Source organism: Mesorhizobium sp. M0954 (genome assembly GCF_040319155.1).
Taxonomy (GTDB): Bacteria; Pseudomonadota; Alphaproteobacteria; order Rhizobiales; family Rhizobiaceae; genus Mesorhizobium.
This window is the reverse complement of sequence record NZ_JAMYNR010000004.1, coordinates 273,312-293,305: the sequence shown is the minus strand read 5'-3', so window position 1 is coordinate 293,305 and position 19,994 is coordinate 273,312. Positions and strand designations below refer to the sequence as shown.

At 61.1% G+C, this 19,994-nt stretch carries 22 protein-coding genes; 14 read left to right on the top strand and 8 right to left on the bottom strand.

Going from position 1 to position 19,994, the window contains the following annotated elements; all coding sequences use genetic code 11:
- Nucleotides 1–146: 146 nt before the first annotated feature.
- Nucleotides 147–416 (top strand): usg protein, encoded by a 270-nt coding sequence (locus NKH93_RS08190; protein WP_352457304.1) that lies wholly within the window; start codon nucleotides 147–149, stop codon nucleotides 414–416.
- Nucleotides 417–531: 115 nt separating this feature from the next.
- Here NKH93_RS08190 and NKH93_RS08185 read toward each other — a convergent pair whose 3' ends face one another.
- Both NKH93_RS08185 and NKH93_RS08180 read right to left on the bottom strand, forming a co-directional pair.
- Complete coding sequence (locus tag NKH93_RS08185) at nucleotides 532–801, bottom strand: DUF982 domain-containing protein (RefSeq protein ID WP_352541165.1); 270 nt, start codon at nucleotides 799–801, stop codon at nucleotides 532–534.
- Between the two features lie 137 nt (nucleotides 802–938).
- A complete protein-coding gene (locus tag NKH93_RS08180; protein ID WP_245274651.1) occupies nucleotides 939–1,151 on the bottom strand; it encodes a hypothetical protein in 213 nt (70 codons plus the stop codon).
- 344 nt (nucleotides 1,152–1,495) lie between these two features.
- On the opposite strand from NKH93_RS08180, the gene NKH93_RS08175 reads away from it, so the two are divergent.
- The 9 genes from NKH93_RS08175 to NKH93_RS08135 all read left to right on the top strand — a co-directional run bounded on the left by NKH93_RS08175 (nucleotide 1,496) and on the right by NKH93_RS08135 (nucleotide 9,190).
- Nucleotides 1,496–1,972 (top strand): Hsp20 family protein, encoded by a 477-nt coding sequence (locus NKH93_RS08175; protein WP_352472122.1) that lies wholly within the window; start codon nucleotides 1,496–1,498, stop codon nucleotides 1,970–1,972.
- 29 nt (nucleotides 1,973–2,001) lie between these two features.
- Nucleotides 2,002–2,523, top strand: coding sequence for an Hsp20/alpha crystallin family protein (locus tag NKH93_RS08170; RefSeq protein WP_352472123.1), 522 nt, complete (start codon nucleotides 2,002–2,004; stop codon nucleotides 2,521–2,523).
- A gap of 57 nt (nucleotides 2,524–2,580) precedes the next feature.
- Nucleotides 2,581–3,264, top strand: coding sequence for a hypothetical protein (locus NKH93_RS08165; protein ID WP_352969809.1), 684 nt, complete (start codon nucleotides 2,581–2,583; stop codon nucleotides 3,262–3,264).
- Nucleotides 3,265–3,373: 109 nt separating this feature from the next.
- A complete protein-coding gene (locus NKH93_RS08160) occupies nucleotides 3,374–3,976 on the top strand; it encodes a CDP-alcohol phosphatidyltransferase family protein (protein WP_352501216.1) in 603 nt (200 codons plus the stop codon).
- A 26-nt stretch (nucleotides 3,977–4,002) separates the two neighbouring features.
- The gene (locus NKH93_RS08155; RefSeq protein WP_352920204.1) at nucleotides 4,003–5,790 is read left to right on the top strand and encodes a bifunctional alpha/beta hydrolase/class I SAM-dependent methyltransferase; all 1,788 of its coding nucleotides are present in this window, start codon (nucleotides 4,003–4,005) and stop codon (nucleotides 5,788–5,790) included.
- Nucleotides 5,791–5,792: 2 nt separating this feature from the next.
- Entirely contained in the window at nucleotides 5,793–7,136 is a 1,344-nt protein-coding gene (locus tag NKH93_RS08150; protein ID WP_352920207.1) for a phosphatase PAP2/dual specificity phosphatase family protein, read from the top strand.
- Entirely contained in the window at nucleotides 7,133–7,561 is a 429-nt protein-coding gene (locus NKH93_RS08145; RefSeq protein ID WP_352501219.1) for a hypothetical protein, read from the top strand. Before NKH93_RS08150 ends, NKH93_RS08145 begins: the two co-directional genes overlap by 4 nt.
- Nucleotides 7,562–7,569: 8 nt before the next feature.
- Nucleotides 7,570–8,232 carry a lysophospholipid acyltransferase family protein gene (locus tag NKH93_RS08140; RefSeq protein ID WP_031211476.1) on the top strand — a complete coding sequence of 221 codons (663 nt, stop codon included), beginning with the start codon at nucleotides 7,570–7,572 and terminating at the stop codon, nucleotides 8,230–8,232.
- A 22-nt stretch (nucleotides 8,233–8,254) separates the two neighbouring features.
- On the top strand, nucleotides 8,255–9,190 hold the full coding sequence (locus tag NKH93_RS08135) for a phosphatidate cytidylyltransferase (RefSeq protein WP_023675663.1): 936 nt from the start codon (nucleotides 8,255–8,257) through the stop codon (nucleotides 9,188–9,190).
- A 124-nt stretch (nucleotides 9,191–9,314) separates the two neighbouring features.
- Here NKH93_RS08135 and NKH93_RS08130 read toward each other — a convergent pair whose 3' ends face one another.
- Complete coding sequence (locus NKH93_RS08130; RefSeq protein WP_352969806.1) at nucleotides 9,315–11,312, bottom strand: AI-2E family transporter; 1,998 nt, start codon at nucleotides 11,310–11,312, stop codon at nucleotides 9,315–9,317.
- Between the two features lie 260 nt (nucleotides 11,313–11,572).
- Here NKH93_RS08130 and NKH93_RS08125 point away from each other — a divergent pair, with 260 nt between their 5' ends.
- The 3 genes from NKH93_RS08125 (at nucleotide 11,573) to NKH93_RS08115 (ending at nucleotide 14,557) form a co-directional block, all read left to right on the top strand.
- Nucleotides 11,573–11,860: a hypothetical protein gene (locus tag NKH93_RS08125; protein ID WP_352501220.1), complete on the top strand. Its 288-nt coding sequence runs from the start codon at nucleotides 11,573–11,575 to the stop codon at nucleotides 11,858–11,860.
- Between the two features lie 318 nt (nucleotides 11,861–12,178).
- Nucleotides 12,179–12,400, top strand: coding sequence for an alkylphosphonate utilization protein (locus NKH93_RS08120; protein WP_023675660.1), 222 nt, complete (start codon nucleotides 12,179–12,181; stop codon nucleotides 12,398–12,400).
- Nucleotides 12,401–12,592: 192 nt separating this feature from the next.
- Nucleotides 12,593–14,557 carry an acyltransferase family protein gene (locus tag NKH93_RS08115; RefSeq protein ID WP_352920210.1) on the top strand — a complete coding sequence of 655 codons (1,965 nt, stop codon included), beginning with the start codon at nucleotides 12,593–12,595 and terminating at the stop codon, nucleotides 14,555–14,557.
- 69 nt (nucleotides 14,558–14,626) lie between these two features.
- Here NKH93_RS08115 and NKH93_RS08110 read toward each other — a convergent pair whose 3' ends face one another.
- Genes NKH93_RS08110 through NKH93_RS08095 form a run of 4 tightly spaced genes read right to left on the bottom strand, consistent with a single transcriptional unit; the run spans nucleotide 14,627 to nucleotide 19,044 of the window.
- Complete coding sequence (locus NKH93_RS08110) at nucleotides 14,627–16,234, bottom strand: non-canonical purine NTP pyrophosphatase (protein ID WP_352920213.1); 1,608 nt, start codon at nucleotides 16,232–16,234, stop codon at nucleotides 14,627–14,629.
- Entirely contained in the window at nucleotides 16,222–17,256 is a 1,035-nt protein-coding gene (locus tag NKH93_RS08105) for a beta-ribofuranosylaminobenzene 5'-phosphate synthase family protein (RefSeq protein WP_352920216.1), read from the bottom strand. Before NKH93_RS08105 ends, NKH93_RS08110 begins: the two co-directional genes overlap by 13 nt.
- The gene (locus NKH93_RS08100) at nucleotides 17,207–17,920 is read right to left on the bottom strand and encodes a hypothetical protein (protein WP_352920219.1); all 714 of its coding nucleotides are present in this window, start codon (nucleotides 17,918–17,920) and stop codon (nucleotides 17,207–17,209) included. The genes NKH93_RS08105 and NKH93_RS08100 overlap by 50 nt, the downstream gene beginning before the upstream one ends.
- Nucleotides 17,917–19,044 carry a DNA adenine methylase gene (locus tag NKH93_RS08095; protein WP_352969803.1) on the bottom strand — a complete coding sequence of 376 codons (1,128 nt, stop codon included), beginning with the start codon at nucleotides 19,042–19,044 and terminating at the stop codon, nucleotides 17,917–17,919. The genes NKH93_RS08100 and NKH93_RS08095 overlap by 4 nt, the downstream gene beginning before the upstream one ends.
- A gap of 245 nt (nucleotides 19,045–19,289) precedes the next feature.
- Between NKH93_RS08095 and NKH93_RS08090 the strand changes: the two genes are divergently transcribed.
- Nucleotides 19,290–19,415, top strand: coding sequence for a hypothetical protein (locus NKH93_RS08090; protein WP_352920225.1), 126 nt, complete (start codon nucleotides 19,290–19,292; stop codon nucleotides 19,413–19,415).
- Nucleotides 19,416–19,605: 190 nt separating this feature from the next.
- Here NKH93_RS08090 and NKH93_RS08085 read toward each other — a convergent pair whose 3' ends face one another.
- Nucleotides 19,606–19,863: a hypothetical protein gene (locus NKH93_RS08085; protein WP_352774435.1), complete on the bottom strand. Its 258-nt coding sequence runs from the start codon at nucleotides 19,861–19,863 to the stop codon at nucleotides 19,606–19,608.
- Nucleotides 19,864–19,994: the final 131 nt, after the last annotated feature.

Here is a 19,994-nt window from a genome sequence, read left to right as displayed (position 1 = left end):
TTGTTCGCACATTCGCCGTTTCCGGCGCGATGACCCGGCCGGATTTCCAAATCTGTCCGTCTCCTGAGCCGCTTGCCGGCGGCTGGAACCTATGTGGAAGGCGAGGCGTTTTGCAGACCGAGGTTCATTGGGAAAGGAAGGATTGCATGACCAGCAGGGACTTTCAGCTCCAGATGCAAGGGTTTGGCCTCACCACGGCGGAGATCCACTACCGCCTGCCCGATCATCGAAGCCTGCTTCAGCTCTATATCTGGCAGGAATACGATATCGCCCCTGATTTCCCGACGCTGAAGCATTTCCTCGATTTCTGGGAGCGCGAGATCGAAGGCCCGCTGCATTCGGTGCGCGTGGCTCATCACCGTCTGATCCAACCGTCCGAATGGCGGGCCGTAAATGGCATTATCACCGTCCACTGAGGAGCAAGCCGATCTGCCGCCAGACAGCAAACAAAGTGCCTCCGAAGCGGGGGAGAGGGGTAGCTGACTCTCCCCCACTTTGTTTTGGATCTCACAATATCGGAGGGCGTCCGGACTAGCCGGCGTGGTCGACAGGCTTGCGGGCCGCTGCGAGCAATCCAGCCTTGCGCGCCGCCCTGACGAAGGCCTTGCGCGCATCACGCGCGGTGCGCCAGCCGTCGAGCGCGTCGCGGCAGGTCCGATAGGCGGCGCGCCAGCTCCGGCCGCGTGCACGGTCCGGCCACTGCTGGCGCATGCATTCGATGGCTTCCCAACTGCTGGCGACCTTGCGCTCGCTGGATTGGAATTTCAACGTGATCGGCTCGGCGAAGCGGACGTCGTCCATCACTTCCTCCTTGTTTTCTGATCGTCTTCTTGTTTGAGCAAGCAACGTTATGCTGGCGGCACCGGCGGCCGGCCGGCGCCGCTGAAGGACATGGTTCGTCCCTTTGCGCGGTTCAAGAGCATCGCGGCAGCAGCCGGTTATTCCTCCTCGTCCGGCCCTTGCAGCAGTTCGATCAGCGTCGCTACCCTTGCCGTCGGCAGCGGTCGGCCCTCGTTCACCAGCGCCTCGTCGGCGGCGATCCAGGCCAGGGCCTCGCGCAATTCCTGGACCGTCCCGTCCGTCGCCGCAATGTCGGCGATCACGGCTTCGTCGACCGGGCCCAGCACAGAAATGATCTCGTCGCGTGTCATGGTCAGCTCCATCTGCGAGTGCCGGGAACGGGCCCGGCAACACAAGAAATCTGGATCTTGACCTGCTGCAGACAATAACCGGCCGGGGAAGTCAGCGTTGGCAATTGAAACCAACAGGCAATCTCCTGCCGGACATCTCCCCACTTGTGGCGAGATTGGCAGCCTCGCCGAACCGACCGAAAACCGGCCCGAAAAACCGGCAACGCGAGAGCCACCGGGTCTTGACTTGCGGCGGACAATAACCAGATCGAAGGCACCGGTCGCCGAAATGGGGCCGGCGGAACCAGGGAGCGCCAGCTCTTTGGCGCCCCTCGTATCTATGTTGCTCGATGGAGGATGTAGCTATGAGAACCGCATTCGACTTTTCCCCGCTCTATCGGTCGAGCATCGGCTTCGACCGCGTCTTCAACCTGCTGGAAAATGCTCCGCAGGCCTTCGACGCCTGGCCGCCCTATGACATCGCGCGCAGCGGCGAGAACAACTACCGCGTCACCATCGCCGTAGCCGGGTTTTCCGAGGACGACCTCGAAATCACTCATGAACCCAACCTCCTGATTGTCTCCGGCCAGCACAAGGAGCCGGACAACACGGAGTATCTGCATCATGGCCTCGCCACACGGCCCTTTACCCGCCGTTTCGAGCTTGCCGATCACGTCAAGGTCGCAGGCGCCTCGCTCGACAACGGCCTGCTCAGCATCGATCTGGTACGTGAGGTGCCAGAGGAGATGAAGCCTCGGCGCATCGCCATCGCGACCGATGTCGCCTCGCCGAAGACCGGGCCGAAGGTCGCGCAGGGCGAAGCAAACAAGCAGGCTGCCTGAATGCACCAGTCGAGAAAGGAGACTATGCAATGGCTATTCGTGATCTCATTCCGTGGGGCCGGGAGAACAATCAGCCCCCCAGCCTGTTCCGCAACGGCGACGGCGATCCCTTCCTGACGCTGCATCGCGAAATGAACCGCCTGTTCGACGAGGCGTTCCGCGGCTTCGACGCGAGGCTGCCGTCGCTCGGCGGCTTCTCCGCTGCCCGCGCCAGCTGGCCGAGTGTCGAAATCTCCGATAGCGAAAAGGAGATCCGCGTCACCGCCGAGATCCCCGGCATGGACGAGAAAGACGTCGAGCTGCTGCTCGATGACGGCGTGCTGACGCTGCGCGGCGAGAAGCGCGAAGAGACCGAGGACAAGGACAGGCAGTTCTCCGAACGCTTCTATGGCCGTTTCGAGCGGCGTATCCCGCTCGGCTACGAAGTCGACGAAGACAAGGTGAACGCCGCGTTCCGGAACGGTGTGCTCAGCGTGACGCTGCCCAAGACGGAGCGCGCCCAGGCAAAGGCCAAGCGTATCGCCATCACCGGCGGCGACGGCAAGTCCTGACGGCTCGTAGGACGACGTCCCTTCTGCCTGTCGGTTCCGGCGGGCAGAAGCGGGCAAATGTCGATGACCCGTTCTCCCGACGCTCCGGTTCCGCCTGACCAGGCGCAGCACGCCCTGCAGTGCCTGACGACCGAGCATTTCGTGCTGCAAAACGCTCGCGCCGCGACCATTCAGGAAGCGAACCAGAGAGCCGATCTGTTCCTGACCTCGGTCTCAAGCGCAACGATTGCCTTGTCCTTCGTCGCGCAGGTCACGGAGATGGGCAGGCCGTTCGTGTTGTTCAGCCTGATCTTGCTGCCTTGCCTTTTCTTCATCGGACTGGTCACCTTTGTGCGCGCGGTGCAGGTTGCCATCGAGGACATGGTGCATGCCCGCGGCATGGCCAGGATCCGCCACTATTTCGTCGAACTGGCGCCCGTCCTGCAAAGATACCTCGTCAATTCCACGCATGACGACCCCTCGGCGGTGCTGGTCGACAAGGGCCTCAGACCCTCGCCGCTGCAATATTTCATGACCACCGCGGGGATGGTGGGCACGATCAACGGCGCCATTGCCGGCGTCTTCACCGGCATCGTTGTTAAGTCCGCTTTCGGCGGGGGCATGTCGCCCGGCGTGATTTGCGGGCTGGCGGTCTTCGCGACATGCATTCTCATCCTGCGGCGCTATCATAGTCGCGCCTGGGCGGCGGCCGAAGAAAGCTTGCCCGCACGGTTCCCGGGCGACAATGGCAGGGAAAGCTAGCGCCGACATATCCGGATGTCGAAAAGTGGCAGGGCGCCGCCCTTGCGTCTTGCGCGCCAATTGACCATCCTCGCCAACATCATTTGCACCGCGGCCGGGGGGTTCGCATATGCCGACGCTTTATGCGCTGAAACCGGCCTTCCAGGCCAGGCTGCGGCCGCTTGCCGATGGCCTGGCCAGGGCCGGCGTCACCGCCAACCAGATCACACTGCTGGCCGCTGCCCTCTCGCTCGCCGCCGGCCTTGCGGTGGCAGTCCTTGCAGGCCATCGCGCGGTCTTTCTGCTGATGCCGCTCGTGCTGTTTACGCGAATGGCGCTGAATGCCATCGACGGCATGCTCGCAAGGGAACATGGCCAGGCCTCGAAGCTCGGCATGTATCTCAACGAGCTCTGCGATATGATCTCCGACCTCGCTTTGATCCTGGCATTTGCCGTCATTTTTCCCGCCTGGGGTGTCGTTGCATTTGCGATCGCGGCTATGATCACTGAGTTCGCCGGCGTGCTCGGCATCGCCGCCGGAACCGGGCGCAACTATGCCGGCCCGTTCGGCAAAAGCGACCGGGCGCTGGCGCTCGGCATCCTCGCCGTGCTTATCGCGTCCGGCCTGTGGGTCCCGGCGCTCACGCCGCTCGTGTTTCCGGCCATGGCTACACTCTCGCTGGCGACCGCCATCAACCGGATACGCAGCGGCCTTAACGGGAGCGGCAGCTGAATTCCGGTCTCGCCAGGGAGAACAACATGCTTCACCAACAGACGGTTGCCGCAGTGGCTTCAGCCAATATCGAGCGGGTGGCGCAGGAGCGCAGCTTCAAGAGCCATGACGGCACCGAGATCTTCTACCGCTATTGGCCGGCGCTGTCGGAAAACCGCAAGGGCGCCATCCTGCTGTTCCATCGCGGCCACGAGCATGGCGGCCGCATGGCGCATCTGGTCGACGAGCTCCAGATGCCCGACCACGCCTTCTATGCCTGGGACGCGCGCGGCAATGGCCGCTCCGCCGGCGAACGCGGCTATGCGCCATCGTTTGCCGCACTGGTGCGCGACATCGATTGTTTTGTGCGCGAGATCGGCAGCGACGGCTTTGCCCGGCGCGATATCGCGCTGATCGCGCAATCCTTCGGCGCCGTGCTTGCCGCCGCCTGGGTGCATGATTACGCGCCCGACATTCGCGCCCTGGTGCTGGCCTCGCCGGCCTTCTCGGTCAAGCTCTACGTACCCTTCGCCAAGCAAGGCATTGCGTTGTGGCAGAAGCTGAAGGGCCGCTTCTTCGTCAATTCCTACGTCAAAGCGAAATTCCTGACGCATGACCCCGAGCGCATCGCCTCCTTCGACGCCGACCCGCTGATCACCCGGCCGATCGCCTCCAACATCCTGGTCGAGCTCTACGATCATGCCGCGCGCATCGTCGCCGACGCCCGCGCCATCACCGTGCCGACACAGCTTCTGATCTCCGGCAGCGACTGGGTGGTGCGGCATGGACCGCAGCACGAATTCTTCGTCAATCTGGCGAGCCCGGCCAAGGAGCGGCACGTGCTGCCCGGCTTCTTCCACGACACGCTGGGCGAGCGCGACCGCCACAAGGCACTCGACCTGATCAGGCCCTTCCTCGAAAAGCAGTTCGCGGCGCCGGAAGAGCCGGTCGACCTGACCTGGGCCGACCGCGCCGGCTACACACGCGACGAGGCCGACCGGCTGGCCTCGCCGCTGCCGCTGCTGTCTCCCAGGGGACTCTACTGGGCAATGAGCCGCGCCTCGATCCGCATGGGCGCCTGGCTGTCATCCGGCATGAAGACGGGGATTGCCACCGGCTTCGATTCCGGCTCGACGCTCGACTATGTCTATGAGAACGAGGCGCGCGGCATCAGCCCCATCGGCCGCATGATCGACCGCACCTTTCTGGACGCCGTCGGCTGGCGCGGCATCCGCCAGCGCAAGCTGCATCTGGAGGAGCTGATAGGCAGCGCCGTTGAGACGCTGAAGGCCGCCGGTCGGCCGGTCCATATCGTCGATATCGCCGCCGGCCATGGCCGCTATGTGCTCGATGCCGTGCAGAAAGGCGCCGCGTCGCCGGCAAGCGTGCGGCTGCAGGATTTCTCCGAGCTGAACGTCTCGCTCGGCCGCAAGCTGATCGCCGAGCGCAAGCTGCCGGCGACCGTCTCGTTCCATCGAGGTGACGCCTTCGACGCCACGATGCTGGCCGGGCTCGACCCGGCGCCGGATCTCGCCATCGTCTCGGGGCTCTACGAATTGTTTTCCGACAATGCCATGATCGCCCGCTCGCTCGGTGGACTGGCCAGCGCCATGCAGCCCGGAAGCCTGCTGGTCTACACCAACCAGCCTTGGCATCCGCAGCTCGAGATGATCGCGCGCAGCCTGACCTCGCACCGCGGCGGCCAGGCATGGGTGATGCGCCGCCGCACGCAGACCGAGATGGACCAGTTGGTGGCGGCCGCCGGCTTCGAGAAGCTCGACCAGCGCATCGACCAGTGGGGCATCTTCACCGTTTCGGTCGCGCGGCGCGTCTGAGCATGGACCTGCCTGCCTGTGCCTCACCTCGCGATGCCCCTGCCCTTCCGGCCTTGCCACGCGAGCCGTATCACGGGATAGTCCTGCGCGCCGCATTGTGGCTGGCATTTCTGGCGCCGTTCTTCTACGCCACCTACGGCTTCGCCAACTGGCTGGCGTCGCGGCGCGACGACGTCGGCAGCATCGTCTTTGGCTGGGAGCGCGGCATCCCGTTCCTTGCTTGGACGATCGTGCCCTACTGGTCGATCAACCTGTTCTACGGCTTGTCGCTGCTGTTGAACAATTCGAAGAGCGGCGTCGACCGCCTCGCCGGCCGCTATCTGACGGCACAGATCGTTGCCGTCGCCTGCTTCATCCTGTTCCCGCTGACTGCCACGTTCGTGCGCCCACAGACGAGCGGCCTGCCCGGCTTCATGTTCGCCGTGCTCGGCGGCTTCGACAAATCCTTCAACCAGGCGCCGTCGCTGCATATCGCGCTGCTGGTCATCATCTGGGACCATTGGCGTCACAGATTGGCCGGCATCGCCGGCGTCGCCTGGCATGTCTGGTGTTTCCTGATCGGCGCCTCGGTGCTGACGACGTGGCAGCACCATTTCATCGACATACCGACCGGCGCGCTGCTCGGCCTTTTCGCGCTGTGGCTGTTTCCGCGCGACGGCGCCTTGCCTTTCGTCGGCTTCCGCCTGACCGCGGACCCGAAAGCGCGGCTTCTGGCGCTGTTCTATGCGCTTGGCGCAGCCTTTGCGCTGGCCGGCGCTGCTGCCGGCGCATTGGTCTCGGCGCTATGGCTCATCCTGTTGTGGCCGGCACTGGCGCTGGCCATAGTCGCTTTCGCCTATGCCGGCGCCGGCGCCAAGGTGTTCCAGAAAACAGCCGATGGCCGCGTGTCGCTGGCCAGCCGTCTTCTGCTGTGGCCCTACCGGGTTGCCGCCAAGGTCAATGTGTGGGCATGGACGCGAAAGCTCCCGGCGCAGATCGTCATCGCCGACGGTGTTTCCCTTGGCCGTTTTCCGACCGCCGCCGAGGCCGACGCCTTTGGCACGGTGATCGACCTTGCCGGCGAATTGGAACGGCCGCGTGGCGCCTCGATCCACTGGATGAGCCTGCCCATGGTCGACCTTTTGCCGCCGTCTCGCGAGGCGCGTGCGCAAGCGGTGGCGGCGATCGAGACGGCGCAGAGCCAGGGCACGGTGCTGGTCTGCTGTGCGCTCGGCTTCCAGCGCAGCGCCGCCGTCGTCGCCGAATGGCTGGTCGCCAGCGGCCGGGCCGCCACGCCGGATCAGGCGCGAGGCCAGCTCGCCGCCGCGGGCCGGCCTGTGCATCTTGGCATGGACGCGGCGACATGACCGCTTTTCGAGATAAGGCCGAGACGTTCGCCGCCGGACTGATGGTGCAGGTGGCGTGGCCGCTGCTGTTGATTGCTGCTGCCTTGCTGGCGGCGCCGGTCATCGGCCTGGCGACTGCGCCGCAAACATCGTCGCTGTCCGCGGCGGCCTGGCTGATCGCCGCCGCGGGTGCCATAGCCACAATCATTCTCTCGGCCCTGCTTTTGTTTGACGCGCTGCTGTTCCGGCTGATGGCCAGCCACGCCAGCGAAGCAGGCGGCGCTGCGGCGATCGACGACGTGCTGGCGCGCATGCGGCTGAAACCCACGGCGGCCGGTGGCCGCTCGCTCGACCAGCGGATGGCCGGCACGCGCCGTCTGCTCGCCAAGCAGCGTATCGCCTTCAGCCTGTTCGCGGCGGCCTCGGTCGTCGCGGCATTCTTTTGAGCCCGTCCATGACAAAGCTTCGCGTCAGCACCTATACCCTGCTGCAGACGGTGACCTCGGTCGGCCTGTCAGCACTGGCCTGGGTGGTCACCGGCGTGCGGCCGATCTGGAACGGCAGCCAGCCATCGGACCGGCAGCGCATCTACTTCGCCAACCATGCCAGCCACGGCGATTTCATCCTGCTGTCGGCCTGCCTCAGCGAGAAGGAGCGCGCCCGTACCCATGCGGTGGCGGCCGCCGATTATTGGAGCAAGACGCGGCTGCGCCGTTTCATTGCCGAGGACATGCTGTCTTCCGTGCTGATCCACCGGCAGTGGACGGATGAAACGCAGCACCCGATCTCGATCATGCTGTCGGTGCTCGACCAGGGCCATTCGCTGATCCTGTTTCCCGAAGGCACGCGCAACATGACCGACGAACCGCTCCTGCCGTTCCGTTCCGGCCTCTACAATCTGTCGATGGCGCGGCCCGATGTCGAACTCATCCCGTGCTGGATCGAGAACATGTCGCGGGTGCTGCCCAAGGGCCAATTCGTGCCGGTGCCGCTGCTTTGCCGTGTCGTCTTCGGCGCACCGATCGCCATTCAACCGGGTGAGGAACGCCGCGCCTTTCTCGACCGCGCCCGCGAAACGCTGCTGGCGCTCAACCCCCGGCCGCAGCGAGACGATTGAGGACCAAGGCAAAATGCTGCCGATGATGCACGAAACCCTCATTCTGATTGTCGGCCTGCTGGCGGTGCTGATCAGTGCCAGCGTCGTCGCCGGCGTCTTGTCATGGCGCGCGCCAAAGCCGTTGTCGCCGACGCTGGTCAACCTCACCCAGCGCATCAATGCCTGGTGGGTGATGGTGGTGGCGATCACCGTCGCCTTCTTCTTCGGCCGCCCCGGCATGACCATCCTGTTCGCGCTGATTTCCTTCGCCGCGTTGCGCGAATTCGTGACGCTGACGCACAGCCGCCGCAGCGACCACTGGGTGCTGCTCGGCATGTTCGGCATCGTCATCCCGTTCCAGTACTGGTTGGTGTGGACCGCCTGGTATGGCCTGTTCACCATCTTCATCCCGGTCTACTGCTTCCTGCTGATGCCGGCGATCACCGCGCTGCACGGCGACACCGAACGCTTTCTCGAGCGCGTCTCGGCGCAGCAATGGGCGGTGATGATTTCGGTCTACTGCGTCAGCCACGTGCCGGCGCTGCTGACGCTCGAGGTGCCAGGCTTCGAAGGCCGCAACCTGTTGCTGATCGCTTTCCTGATCATCACCGTGCAAGGCAGCGACGTGCTGCAATATATTTTCGGCAAGCTGTTCGGCCGGCATCTCCTGGCGCCGACGGTCTCGCCGTCGAAGACCTGGGAGGGGCTGGTCGGCGGGCTGGCGGCGTCGAGCCTGCTCGGCGCGCTGCTGTCGTTCCTGACGCCGTTCTCGCCGCTGCAGGCAGCCGGCGTGGCCTTCATCGCCTGCCTGATGGGCTTCCTTGGCGGGCTGGTCGCCTCGGCCATCAAGCGCGATCAGGGCGTCAAGGACTGGGGCCATCTGATCGAAGGCCATGGCGGCATGATGGACCGTGCCGACAGCCTGGTCTTCGCCGCTCCGGTTTTCTTCCATACGGTGCGCTATTTCTGGACTGTATGAAGGTTGGCGCCGTTTGCCGCGGCGGATGGTTCAGCGCGATCTTGCGAAGATAACCTGATCCGTCTCGTTATTACCACTTTCGCGAAAGCGGTAATAACCCGACCTGCCGCGGTCTTCGCCGCGCTCATTTTGCCGCGGCGAGCGGCTCTTTCTTGCGCGCCGGCGTGAGGCGGCGCATGCGGCGTTTGGCGGTGGTCTTCAGCGCCACCGGCGGAGCGCTGGACAACGCACCGAGCACCGCGCCGACCATGCCATGTGCGACGAAATCGGCGTTGATCTCGTTGGCCAATCTGGCATCTGCCTCCTGGTTGTCGCTGTCGGCTTCCGACCACAACACGATGCCCACTCGCAACCTTGGTTTGGTGCGTTTCAGCCGACGGACCAGGAACCGCCCGTGCTTGACGGAATCCCGGTTCAAAAATCCGATGACGACACTATCGACGGCGTCGAGCTCAAGGCGGCGAATGCTCCCCGGTTCCATCTCGGCGAAGCTCGCTCTCAACACCGTAGCGCCCTGGACTTCGAGCACCTGGGCCAGCATGGCGGCCGCCGCGTCGTCGAGTTCGCCGCGCCCGCCGGCGCACAGCACCGACATGCCCGTGCCATCCGGCAGTTCGGTGTACTCCTCGCCCTGAACCTCCCCCTGAACGTGCCTGTCCTCGCGTGAGCCGTTGTCCTCGGCCGCGGCCGTGTCGTCCGCTTCCGCCTCCTCCTGCGCGCTGTCGTCGAGGTTCGCCACCATCGTCAGCGCGCTGCCCGCGACCTGCTGTCTTTGCTCGTCGCTCAGCACACCACGCACCCGGTCCTGCTCGCCGAGCAGAAGTGCGGGAATCGCGACCTTGTCGTAGAACTCGACCAGATATTCTTCGTCCAGCATCTCCTCGGCATGGTCCGTCGCTTCCTCGGGATCGCCGGCCAACAGCCGCTGGTAAAGCCGGGCGTGAGGTTCGAGCACGGGTTCGTTGCCGAACAGAACGTCGAGGAATTCGAACTGCGGCACATGGCGGCCGAGCACGACGAGGCAGACCGTGAGCGGCGTCGACAGAACCAGGCCCAATGGCCCCCAGAGCCAGGTCCAGAATATCGCCGCAACGATGATGGCCAATGGCGACAGCCCGGTGCGCGAGCCGTAGAGCCAGGGTTCGATCACGTTGCCGGTGATCAGTTCGACCACGACGAAAAGCCCTGCGGTCCAGAGCACGAGCGACCAGCCGGGCGCCACGGCAAGCGCCAGGAACAGAGGCAACAGCGTCGCGATGACCGGGCCGATATAGGGAACGAAGCGCAGCGCCAGCGCCAGCAAACCCCACAGCAATGGATTGGGTATGCCCAGCAGCCAAAGTCCAATTGCAATCGGGACGGCATAGACGATGTTCACGACCAGTTGCATGAGCAGATAGCGGCCGACGCGCTTGCCGGCATCCTGCAGCGCCTCGGTGGTTCGATGCAGATCGCCATAGCCGACGAGGCGTATGAAGCGATCGCGCAGGTCCTCCCGCTCGAGCAGCATGAATATGACGACCACGACGATCAGTCCGGCCGATGCCAGCGGGCTCAGCAGCGGGCCGATCAGATTCTGGAGAACCTCGAGCGGTCGTTCGCGCGCGACGATTTCGACCGGGATCGGTTCCCGCGGAGGCTGATCGGCGGCGGGTTGTACGGGCTCGGGTCTGTCGAGTTCCTGGCCGACGCGTTCGATCACCCGGCTCAATCTGGAAACGATGCCGCCGCCGACGCCGGTTTCCTTGAGCGACCGGACCTTGGTCAGGATATTCGCCTGGTAGAGCGGAATGTTCTGCGCCAGTTCACTGACCTGCGTGGCGACGATGAAGGAGAACAGCGCCAGCACGGTGAATGCGCCGAGCACACTGGCGATCACGGCCGGAAGACGCGGAATGCCGGCTCGCTTGAGTGCCGACACCATGGGCACGAGCGCAAAGGTAAGCAGCAGCGCGATTGCGATCGGCAGAAAGACCTCGCGCCCGAAATAGAGCGCCGCGACGGCCGTCACGACCGACGCTACGCTGGGCAACGATGTGCGCGGAAGCGCCCTGGCCGCGGAAACGATGCCCGCCCGCCGGGGCTCCGACAGGTGCGCGTCGTTTCGACGATTTGCCGCCACTTGATACCTCCGCTCCGCCGTCGCCATGATCGGGCATATTGAGCCGGCCTGCAACTTCGCAGCGTCTCACCCAGCTGGACGCCGATTGCCCTGGTCGGCAGCGCGGCAAATTCAGTCATGGTAGAATTTTTTGCATTAATGACGTCACGGGCAATCCTGTTCCATGTCTGCGCCAGAACGTGGAACTTTTGGGTCAAAACACCGTTCCTTCGTAGATCGCTGATGGACAACCTCAAAGCAGCAGCTCAGGAGGAATGATCATGAACTTCAAGACGCTTTGCATGGGCGCGATGGCCCTTTCGATGATGACCGGCGCAGCGCTTGCCGCCGGTGCCACTGGCACTTCGGCGCTCGACGATCCGCAGAAAATGACGCCCTTCTTCACCGACGCCGGCATGAAGACCATGAAGTCGGAAGCCGAATTCAAGGCGGCATGGATGGCCATGTCCACGAGCGACCGGGCCATGATGTTGAAGGAATGCAGCGACGCAGGCATTGCCAAGATGCATGCCGACTTCTGCAAGATGGCCAAGCAGCTCAACAAGTAACCGTCGGCTTCTTGCCAAGCGAAATGGGGGCCAAGCGAAAGGGCGGGCGGCCCTTTCGCGACCTTCCAGTCCGCACTCATACCGGCGGGTGCCTAGCCATTTGAAATCGCGACGCCGGCCGGAGCGGCAATGACATTATGGTCCAGGGGCACCGTCTGCTTGCAACCTCGGGTTTTCCGGTCGGCCGTTCCCGCATAGTATTGGCGGGCGGCCCGCTTGACGCTTGACCCCGCTTGACGCTTGACCTTGTCGCCGAGCGTGGGATAGGCCGGGGACTGGCCCGACCACCTCCCACCGGAGTCCCACGAAAGACCTGCCATGACCGACGCGATCATAAGAGACAGCAATGGCACGGCGCTGCACGAGGGCGACTCCGTGACCCTGATCAAGGATCTCAAGGTCAAAGGCACGTCGGAGACGATCAAGCGCGGCACGCTGGTGAAGAATATTCGCCTCACCGGCAATCCCGGCGAGATCGAATGCAGCACCAGGCAGGTGAAGGGCCTGGTGCTGAAGACCGAGTTTTTGAAAAAGGCGTGATCGCCTCGGCACCCTTCGCTTCGCTTCCATATCAGTGGCTCTCGAATCGCTCGTGTGAGTGAACCGCCCACGCGAGGAACTGGAGGAGCCGCGCCCTCCCCCTATGTTGCACTGCGTTAGATTTGTTGCATTGCAATATCGTCGCATCGGGTCGAGCCTCTGCGAGGTGGGCATTCCTTGCATGAGGTGATTGTGTCGGCATCATTTCGGCCTGACATCGAAGGGCTGCGCGCGCTGGCGGTGGCGGGTGTCATCGCCTTCCATTTTGGTCTGTCCGGCCTGCCCGGCGGCTTTGCCGGCGTCGACATCTTCTTCGTCATCTCCGGCTATCTGATCACCCGCCACCTGGTTACGGAAATTACCGAGACCGGGCGGCTGAACCTCTGGCGCTTCTACGCCCGGCGCGCCCGGCGCCTGTTGCCGGCGGCACTGTTCGTCATCCTCGCCACGCTGTTCGCGGGTTACTTCATCCTGTCGCCGGAGGAACAGGCGCTTTATTCGAAAGGCGCCATGTTCGCCTCCGCCTACATGATCAACCTTTGGCTGATCCGCTGGTCGTTCGACTATTTCGCCGCCGACGCCACCAACAACCCGTTCATCCACTTCTGGTCGCTCTCGGTCGAGGAACAGTTCTATTTGGCATGGCCGGCGCTGCTTCTTGCCGCCGCCTGGCTGCGTCCCGGCAAGCGCGCCGCTATAATCGTCATCGGCGTCGCCGGCGCGGCCTCCTTCGCGGCCTGCGCCTGGCTGACGGAAGTGTCGCAGCCCTGGGCCTTCTATTTCTCGCCGCTCAGGGCCTGGGAATTCGCCGCCGGCGGCCTCGCGACCATGGCGCCGGCAAAGATCTGGCGCGACCGGCCGCTGCTGGCCACGCTCCAGGCATGCCTCGGTCTGGCGCTGATCGCCTGGGCCTATCTGATGCTGGACGAAGACTCGCCGTTTCCCGGGGTGAATGCGCTGGCGCCTGTTGTCGGCACCGTGCTGCTGCTGCTCAGCGGCAGCGGCGGCCGCAATCTGCCGAGCGCCCTGCTGGCGCTGCCGCCCATGCAATGGTTGGGCCGGCTGTCCTATTCGCTCTATCTCTGGCACTGGCCGGTCATCGTCTATGCGGCGATGGTGGTTCCCAGCCTGTCCATCCTGGACCGCCTTGCCTGCGCGGCGCTGACGCTGCTTCTGTCGATGTTCACCTATCATTTCATCGAGAACCCGATCCGCCGCAACGGCTGGCTGATGGCCGGAGCAGCGCGGGCGCTGGTGCCCGCCGTCGCGCTGACCGGCGCCGGCGTGGTCGCGGCCTATGGCAATGCGCGCTTTGCCGAGCACAATCTCAGCCCCGAACAGCACGTCATCGCCGACAGCGCCGCGCAGCTCTCTACTGTGCGCGCGAGCAATGGCGGCTGCGTGCTCGATTTCGAGACCGTCAAGCCAAAACCCTGCATGTTCGGCCGCAAGGATGCCCAGCGCTCGGTCGTGCTGTTCGGCGACTCGCATGCCGACCATTGGTCGACGCCGCTGATCAAGGCGGCCGAGAAGAACAATTTTCGCGTCGTCACCTTTCTCAAATCCTCCTGCCGGGCTTCGCGGGTGACGACCTGGAACTGGCGGCTGAAGCGCGACTACACCGAATGCGACCAATGGCGCGAGCAGTCGGTCAAGGACATCATCGCGCTCCACCCGCAACTGGTGGTGATCTCGGAGTTCTCGATCGGCAATGTGATGAAAGAATCGCCCGAGGAGTTGAGGCACGCCGATTGGCAAGCGCAGTGGCGGACGGGCCTCACCTGGACGCTTCAGGCCTTCAGCCAGGCCGGCATCAAGGTCGCGGTCATCAGGGACGTTCCCTACAATGCAAGCTACGCCGACAAATGCGTGGCGCGGGCGCTGTGGCGAGGCCAGACGCCCGCGACATGCGACACGCCGCGGATCATGGCGGCAAACGACGACATCGCCACCATCGAGCGCGATATCGTGCGCTCGACACCGAACGCTGCTTACATCGACATGACCGACCGCTTTTGCGACCAGACCACCTGCCACGTCTTCATCGACGGCAAACTAGCCTTCCGCGACCGCCACCACCTGGCGACGCCATTCGCCGAAACGCTGGAACCGGCGGTGGAGCGGGCGCTGTTTTCGGATGTGATGGCGGCAAGGTAGGGAGCGTAGGCCATCTGCTATATGGGTCAGTCACTGTCTTCACAAACGCCCAGATCGGCGTTTGCATGATTACAGCCGTTGATCTCGTCTCAGAAGTCTCAAGGCACGCACGGCCATGCCGTAACCGGTATTCGACAGCCGATATCTGCGTGCGGCAACACCATCGCCGCTAGAAATCTCATAGTAAGCATAAAAATCCTGATTGAAGTAACGGCTTACGTTATCTTTATGTTTTGGGACTATGCCCTTGAAAACACCCTTTATCATAAGTGCGATCCGTGTAGTCGAAAAGAATGGGCGCGTCTCCTCTTCGCTCCATGCGCTTAGCAACGCAATCAGTATGGCGTCTTCCAACTTTATCTCACGTAGCGACGCCAAGCTCGCGATGGCGGTCAATATCTCTATATCATCTTCGATAACTGAACCAATCATTAAGTCAACATCCTTAAAATACTTTTCAAGGCTGTCGGAGTTTGGAAGATAGGCTATGGCGGGCAAACTACGGATTTGTTCCAGTCCCATTCGCTCTTGTTGCTTATCACGACGCCGAAATTCGTCGATTGTTATATCATCGCCCGGTCGCATTCGCGCCTGAAGCCGCTTGAATCGAATTTCTTGGTCGGCGCTGACGAAGACTGTACGGAATGCTTTGCCGCGTGCAGCCAGAACGTCTCGGAGGAATTTGATCTCTTCGGGTGCGCGAAAGCCCGAGACCACCACGGGAGATGAGAGATTCTCTGCGACGTGCTCCGCCACCTTCTCGGCCGCGATGTTCGGTTTCTGACTGAGCGCACGTTCGGCAAAATCCCCGATCGAGATAGCGCCGGTGTATCCGTGGCGGTAGTAGTAGCTCAGGTACATGAAATCACTTGCCTCAACGTGCAAGTATCCGAACTTTCTCGCGAGATATTGACTGGCGGCAGTCTTCCCAGCGCACGTGTAACCGCTCAGGATGAAGCTTGGCTTGCTATCGAATTCGAACTCTAGCTGTCGAGCATCGATGGTAAGATAACGCCGCTCTTCCAAAAATTTTATCAATTTCTCAAACGACTTCCGCCGAAAATCGACAGGATCTGCTGCGGCTATTGCCAAGGCACCAAAGGGAAGGCTGACGCCAGAAGGCTGGAACCACTTGTTGAATGTCTGATTGTCGAGCCAGGGATAAACTAAATCCGATTCGAAGTTGATTTCAGCATCAACGACTTTTCCGAGTTGCTTTCCTACAAAAACCAGGTAGTTGTTTTCGACCTCCCAGGAAGCCTTCAAGTTGTTAGGGACGTGCAACAGCACGTCGGACCGGACTGACGCTGACCGCAAGTTACCGCGGGCCTTGAGAGACGCGTCAAGCGCGCTAAATGTTTGGTTTTTCATCCAATATTTGATATCGAGACCCGGTGATTCCTGTCCATCGACGCTCAAAGCATCGATCTTGACCGAGGTGTCCTCTAGCACAAAGGGGTGACTGTCTACGGCGATTCCGGCCTTTTCACATTGCCGAAGTGCACTTTGATAGCTTGCCTCAAGAAGCTCTTCTCGCGAGGATAATCGGGGTTCATCATAGTCAGCATGATAAGTGCGCTGCCGAAAGCCTTTTATTCTAATCGGATGGCCCTCCACGATATAGCGGGCATGCGCCAATTTAGTGGCGTTAGATGTGAAGAAGGTCAGCTCCCGCATGGCAACATCCGAGATATCATCCGGCCGCAATTGTTCGGCATGGTTTGAAACGTATGACAGTCCAGCGATTTTTGCTCGCGCACGATTGTGTTCAAGACTGCCGGGCTCCCAAAGCAGAAAAGCATTGGACCGAGACTGGACATTCCGACGCAATCGACCCCAAGTCGTCTAAGGCTTCGCCTTAGCGCCTGTAGCGGCTCGCCGTACTCCCGCCATTCGCAAGCTTTCCAATCGGTTTCTTGCATGGCTTCGACCGCGCTGCAAAAGCCCCGATAATTGGCCTCTGCGACCGATGCGTAGGCATGGAAAAGTGCCTCATAGCTGGCGCGATATGATGCAGCGGCGGTGAGCGGAGCCGTCCGTGCAAAGAACTCAGCCTCCTCCTCTTGCGTCTTGGAGGGGATCGACTCGGGAACACAGAGGCAAAGCGGCCACTTAGGCATTTCGAGACAAGGGAGTGTCGTCGGACTTCGTCCCGCACTTATTCGCGAGGAGGGGACGAAAGGGGAGCCGTCATTCACAGCGCCGAGATCGAGGACCATCCCCCCGGAAAAATAAGTACTCACACCGATACCGGACGTACCTCCTCTCCCCGATCGCTCGACTAGTTGCTGCCTTGAAGGGGCCCGTTCATCGAGAAGATGCAATCCCTCTGTAATAGCCAATCGAATAGCTGTTCCTGAACCCATTCCGACATGGGTGCGAAACGCACCCGCAATGAGGACATCGGCGGTCGTGGCAAGTTGTTCTGATGACAGGAGATGCCCCATCGCCGCCAGCACCTGATCGATCTCTGCTCGATTGAAGGGGTGACTACGATTGTCTCGAACACGTAACTGATCTGCTGCTTTAAGCTCGATCGTCGCCGCAGGTCCAGCGACGGAGAAACCGATCCCGCCGTTCTTGCGAACAGCGCCATCGTGCATTGAGATCAGGCCGAGGTGGATTCGAGGGCTGACTTCTATCCTGAGATCAGGATTTTGGGGCACAAGATTTCCAGACCCCCTCGAAATGTTCATCATACTTTTGGGCAAACCTTGTCGACATCACAACATGCACCGCAGGTGCATATTTGCTGAGGTCTCCCTCAAAAATCGGTCCAGCAATCAGGTCATCGTCAGCGATGACAAAACTATGTTGCGCCCGGTGCGGAAATCGGCGCAATGCTACCCGGTCGCCAAATTCAGTCCTTAGTTCGTCCAGCTTCTTGTCCAAAGCATGCGTACGGGTTTTGGCATCTCCGGCCATATGACGTTGTTCCGGTACGAGAAGTTGAACATTCAGACGCCGATGCTTCCGAAGGGCGTCCACCAGGACTTTATCCTCGTTACGCATGTCAAGGAAATCGTCGACGAAGCGTGTACAGGAAGCGCCCATGACACGAACGATCTTTTCCGCGCCCCCGACCAGATCGGCGTAGTAGACCTTGTCGTGTCGATTGGCGAGAACGCCTCTTACTCCCATCTTCTCATATCGATCGAGTTTTTGCAGCGGGCGGATCGACGTCACAAAGGTCAGAATGAAGACAATTAGGCCCGTGACGATACCGCCAGCCAAGCCGACCAGCTTCACATTGCTAGGATCGAGATAATAATAGAAAACGCCAGCCGCGATGACCAACGCTAGCATTGTCAAGATCAAAACGAGCCACTGCGGTACAGCAAGCTTACCTGTTTCAAGGTTCATGTTCGCGGGTGTCCTATGAAGAGCAATTCTCTTCTTGGTGACCGACTAAGCGCATGACTATGCTCTCTTGTGTGCAAAGTCACGTTTGAAAATTCTTCCTCGAAGAAGCGCTTTATTTCCGACTCCAGCGGAAAGGCGTTCGTGACGTAAGAAAGAACAACTATAGAATTTTTGTGCGTTTTTATTAGTGCGTATAGTCTGTCGGAGAAAGTCTTTCGACGTGACCACTCTATCATCCACTGCGGCTGCTGAAGCAATCGGATGTTAGAAATCGGATCTAAGAGTTTTTCCCATTCTCCATATTGCGCCAACCCCTCAAGGAAATGATAGCGTCGCCAATAATCATCATGGTTATACCGCTCTTGAAGACTGATATACGGTGGATCAATATATACTAAATCGTAGCCATTTGATATATCCTCCGCGTTACGCGACGGCAAAATCGTACACTCCTTGTGAAACGAAGGTTTTATGGCAAGTTCATCATATGCTTGGATCATGTGATGCTCAAAGCTGCGCTCCCAAGTCGCAAAATTCCCAAATGACCGTTTAATCTCGCGATTCGTTCTCAAGTGCAGATTTGCTCTGTGAAACAAATTAAAAGGACGTTTTTTTAGGCATGCTTGGTACAGAAGATAACGCAGAAGAGATATCTCTGCCGCAGGAAGTGTAGTTTCATTCAGTTGGTTAGCAATTCCGTCCAGCCAAGCGTTTTCCTCGTCTGTGTAATAAATTCCGGCGAACAGTTCCGAAATTAAACCACGCCGCGGCACGACCCGAGCTAAGAAATTGACCAGGTCCAATCGCGTTAGCGCAGGCATGTTCGATAACAGTGTCCGCCCCACGTCCTCATTAAACCGAAAACCGTCGTGGTAAGTGACTGTCTTGCGCATAGCTTTCAGAAGAAGCGAAACTGAAGCCGTCCCTCCAAAAAGGTCAAGGACCGTCTGAAACTCAAGACCTCGGATATTCTCATATATCCAAGAGAGAAGTTTCCGCTTGCTGCCATAGTAGCGCGTAGAGGGAAGGGCTGCGATAGCATTCGATATTGGTTGTATCAGGCTAAGCTCGGGCCGTCCGAAAACAATCGGATTGAGCTGCTTCTCCTGTAGCGCACCCGGCATTCTTTAGCTCCGCGCAATCATGCCAGAGCTTGTTGTCGACTCGTTGACATCGCTTGCCCCCATTTGGCAGTTAGGCAGCGCGGCGTCGAAAAGTAAACCATGTTGAACGGCCGGGGCGACATCTGCGGTAATTCGCGCCCGACCACAATGCAGCTTCCTCAGTCTCGTAAATCGCACCACCCGCGGAATGCTGCCGCCTCTCAGCCGTCTCTGTTAGCTAGAGGGACGTTAAAACGGACGTGGCTATGAAGAAGCTCCTGCTCGCCTCGGTAATCCTTGCAGCCTTTCCCGCCGGAATCCTTCAGGCGGGCGTTGGTGCCGCGTTGACCGACACGGGCTCCTCGGCAAGCAACCATGCGGGGGTCAGCTAAGGATGAGACCCGCCAGGAAAACGGTAAGGAGAAGCGACAGCGGAACTGCAAGAAGGCAGCACAACTCGAAAGTATTGGCTCGCCAAGAAGTCATTGGGCGCTTTTCCATGTTGGCCTTCTCCCTCAACGGCCAGACCGAAACGGCAGTTCCGCTTAAATGTCAGGGTGCTCGTCCGCACCGCTCTTTATGCTACTGGCGCAACTCGTTCCGCTTCCTGGTCATCCATCGTGCACGCGCCAGATGTGTCGCCCACGCCCGGAAAGCCCTCTCCGGCTCCCGCTCCGGATCAAGATGCAGGACGATGCGGGCGACCTCGCGCCAGTCCGTTCCTTCCGCCGAAGCGTCGAGCAGCCGGATATAAGTAAGCATGCGATCTTCGTCATAACCGGTCAGCACCGAAGACGTCGGCGCTGCGTTCGCGATATGAGAGTTTGGCTGCTTTGGCATTGCGACCTACCAGCAATGGCGCATCGTAGCAGCCTATGAAGAAGCCCGCGCCCTTTGATCGGAGGATGCGGATCGCGATTCGCCCCGACAGTCGACAAATGCGGACCTCGGGCGGCGGTTCCCCGCCCAGC

What these genes read in the sequence shown, in the direction of transcription:
- NKH93_RS08145 (WP_352501219.1), top strand. Translation starts at nt 7,133, where the DNA reads ATGACCGCTTTTCGAGATAAGGCCGAGACGTTCGCCGCCGGACTGATG.
- NKH93_RS08155 (WP_352920204.1), top strand. Translation starts at nt 4,003, where the DNA reads ATGCTTCACCAACAGACGGTTGCCGCAGTGGCTTCAGCCAATATCGAG.
- NKH93_RS08140 (WP_031211476.1), top strand. Translation starts at nt 7,570, where the DNA reads ATGACAAAGCTTCGCGTCAGCACCTATACCCTGCTGCAGACGGTGACC.
- NKH93_RS08175 (WP_352472122.1), top strand. Translation starts at nt 1,496, where the DNA reads ATGAGAACCGCATTCGACTTTTCCCCGCTCTATCGGTCGAGCATCGGC.
- NKH93_RS08120 (WP_023675660.1), top strand. Translation starts at nt 12,179, where the DNA reads ATGACCGACGCGATCATAAGAGACAGCAATGGCACGGCGCTGCACGAG.
- NKH93_RS08165 (WP_352969809.1), top strand. Translation starts at nt 2,581, where the DNA reads ATGTCGATGACCCGTTCTCCCGACGCTCCGGTTCCGCCTGACCAGGCG.
- NKH93_RS08160 (WP_352501216.1), top strand. Translation starts at nt 3,374, where the DNA reads ATGCCGACGCTTTATGCGCTGAAACCGGCCTTCCAGGCCAGGCTGCGG.
- NKH93_RS08150 (WP_352920207.1), top strand. Translation starts at nt 5,793, where the DNA reads ATGGACCTGCCTGCCTGTGCCTCACCTCGCGATGCCCCTGCCCTTCCG.
- NKH93_RS08135 (WP_023675663.1), top strand. Translation starts at nt 8,255, where the DNA reads ATGATGCACGAAACCCTCATTCTGATTGTCGGCCTGCTGGCGGTGCTG.
- NKH93_RS08125 (WP_352501220.1), top strand. Translation starts at nt 11,573, where the DNA reads ATGAACTTCAAGACGCTTTGCATGGGCGCGATGGCCCTTTCGATGATG.
- NKH93_RS08180 (WP_245274651.1), bottom strand. Translation starts at nt 1,151, where the DNA reads ATGACACGCGACGAGATCATTTCTGTGCTGGGCCCGGTCGACGAAGCC.
- NKH93_RS08110 (WP_352920213.1), bottom strand. Translation starts at nt 16,234, where the DNA reads ATGCGGGAGCTGACCTTCTTCACATCTAACGCCACTAAATTGGCGCAT.
- NKH93_RS08170 (WP_352472123.1), top strand. Translation starts at nt 2,002, where the DNA reads ATGGCTATTCGTGATCTCATTCCGTGGGGCCGGGAGAACAATCAGCCC.
- NKH93_RS08095 (WP_352969803.1), bottom strand. Translation starts at nt 19,044, where the DNA reads ATGCCGGGTGCGCTACAGGAGAAGCAGCTCAATCCGATTGTTTTCGGA.
- NKH93_RS08085 (WP_352774435.1), bottom strand. Translation starts at nt 19,863, where the DNA reads ATGCCAAAGCAGCCAAACTCTCATATCGCGAACGCAGCGCCGACGTCT.
- NKH93_RS08090 (WP_352920225.1), top strand. Translation starts at nt 19,290, where the DNA reads ATGAAGAAGCTCCTGCTCGCCTCGGTAATCCTTGCAGCCTTTCCCGCC.
- NKH93_RS08185 (WP_352541165.1), bottom strand. Translation starts at nt 801, where the DNA reads ATGGACGACGTCCGCTTCGCCGAGCCGATCACGTTGAAATTCCAATCC.
- NKH93_RS08190 (WP_352457304.1), top strand. Translation starts at nt 147, where the DNA reads ATGACCAGCAGGGACTTTCAGCTCCAGATGCAAGGGTTTGGCCTCACC.
- NKH93_RS08105 (WP_352920216.1), bottom strand. Translation starts at nt 17,256, where the DNA reads ATGATGAACATTTCGAGGGGGTCTGGAAATCTTGTGCCCCAAAATCCT.
- NKH93_RS08100 (WP_352920219.1), bottom strand. Translation starts at nt 17,920, where the DNA reads ATGAACCTTGAAACAGGTAAGCTTGCTGTACCGCAGTGGCTCGTTTTG.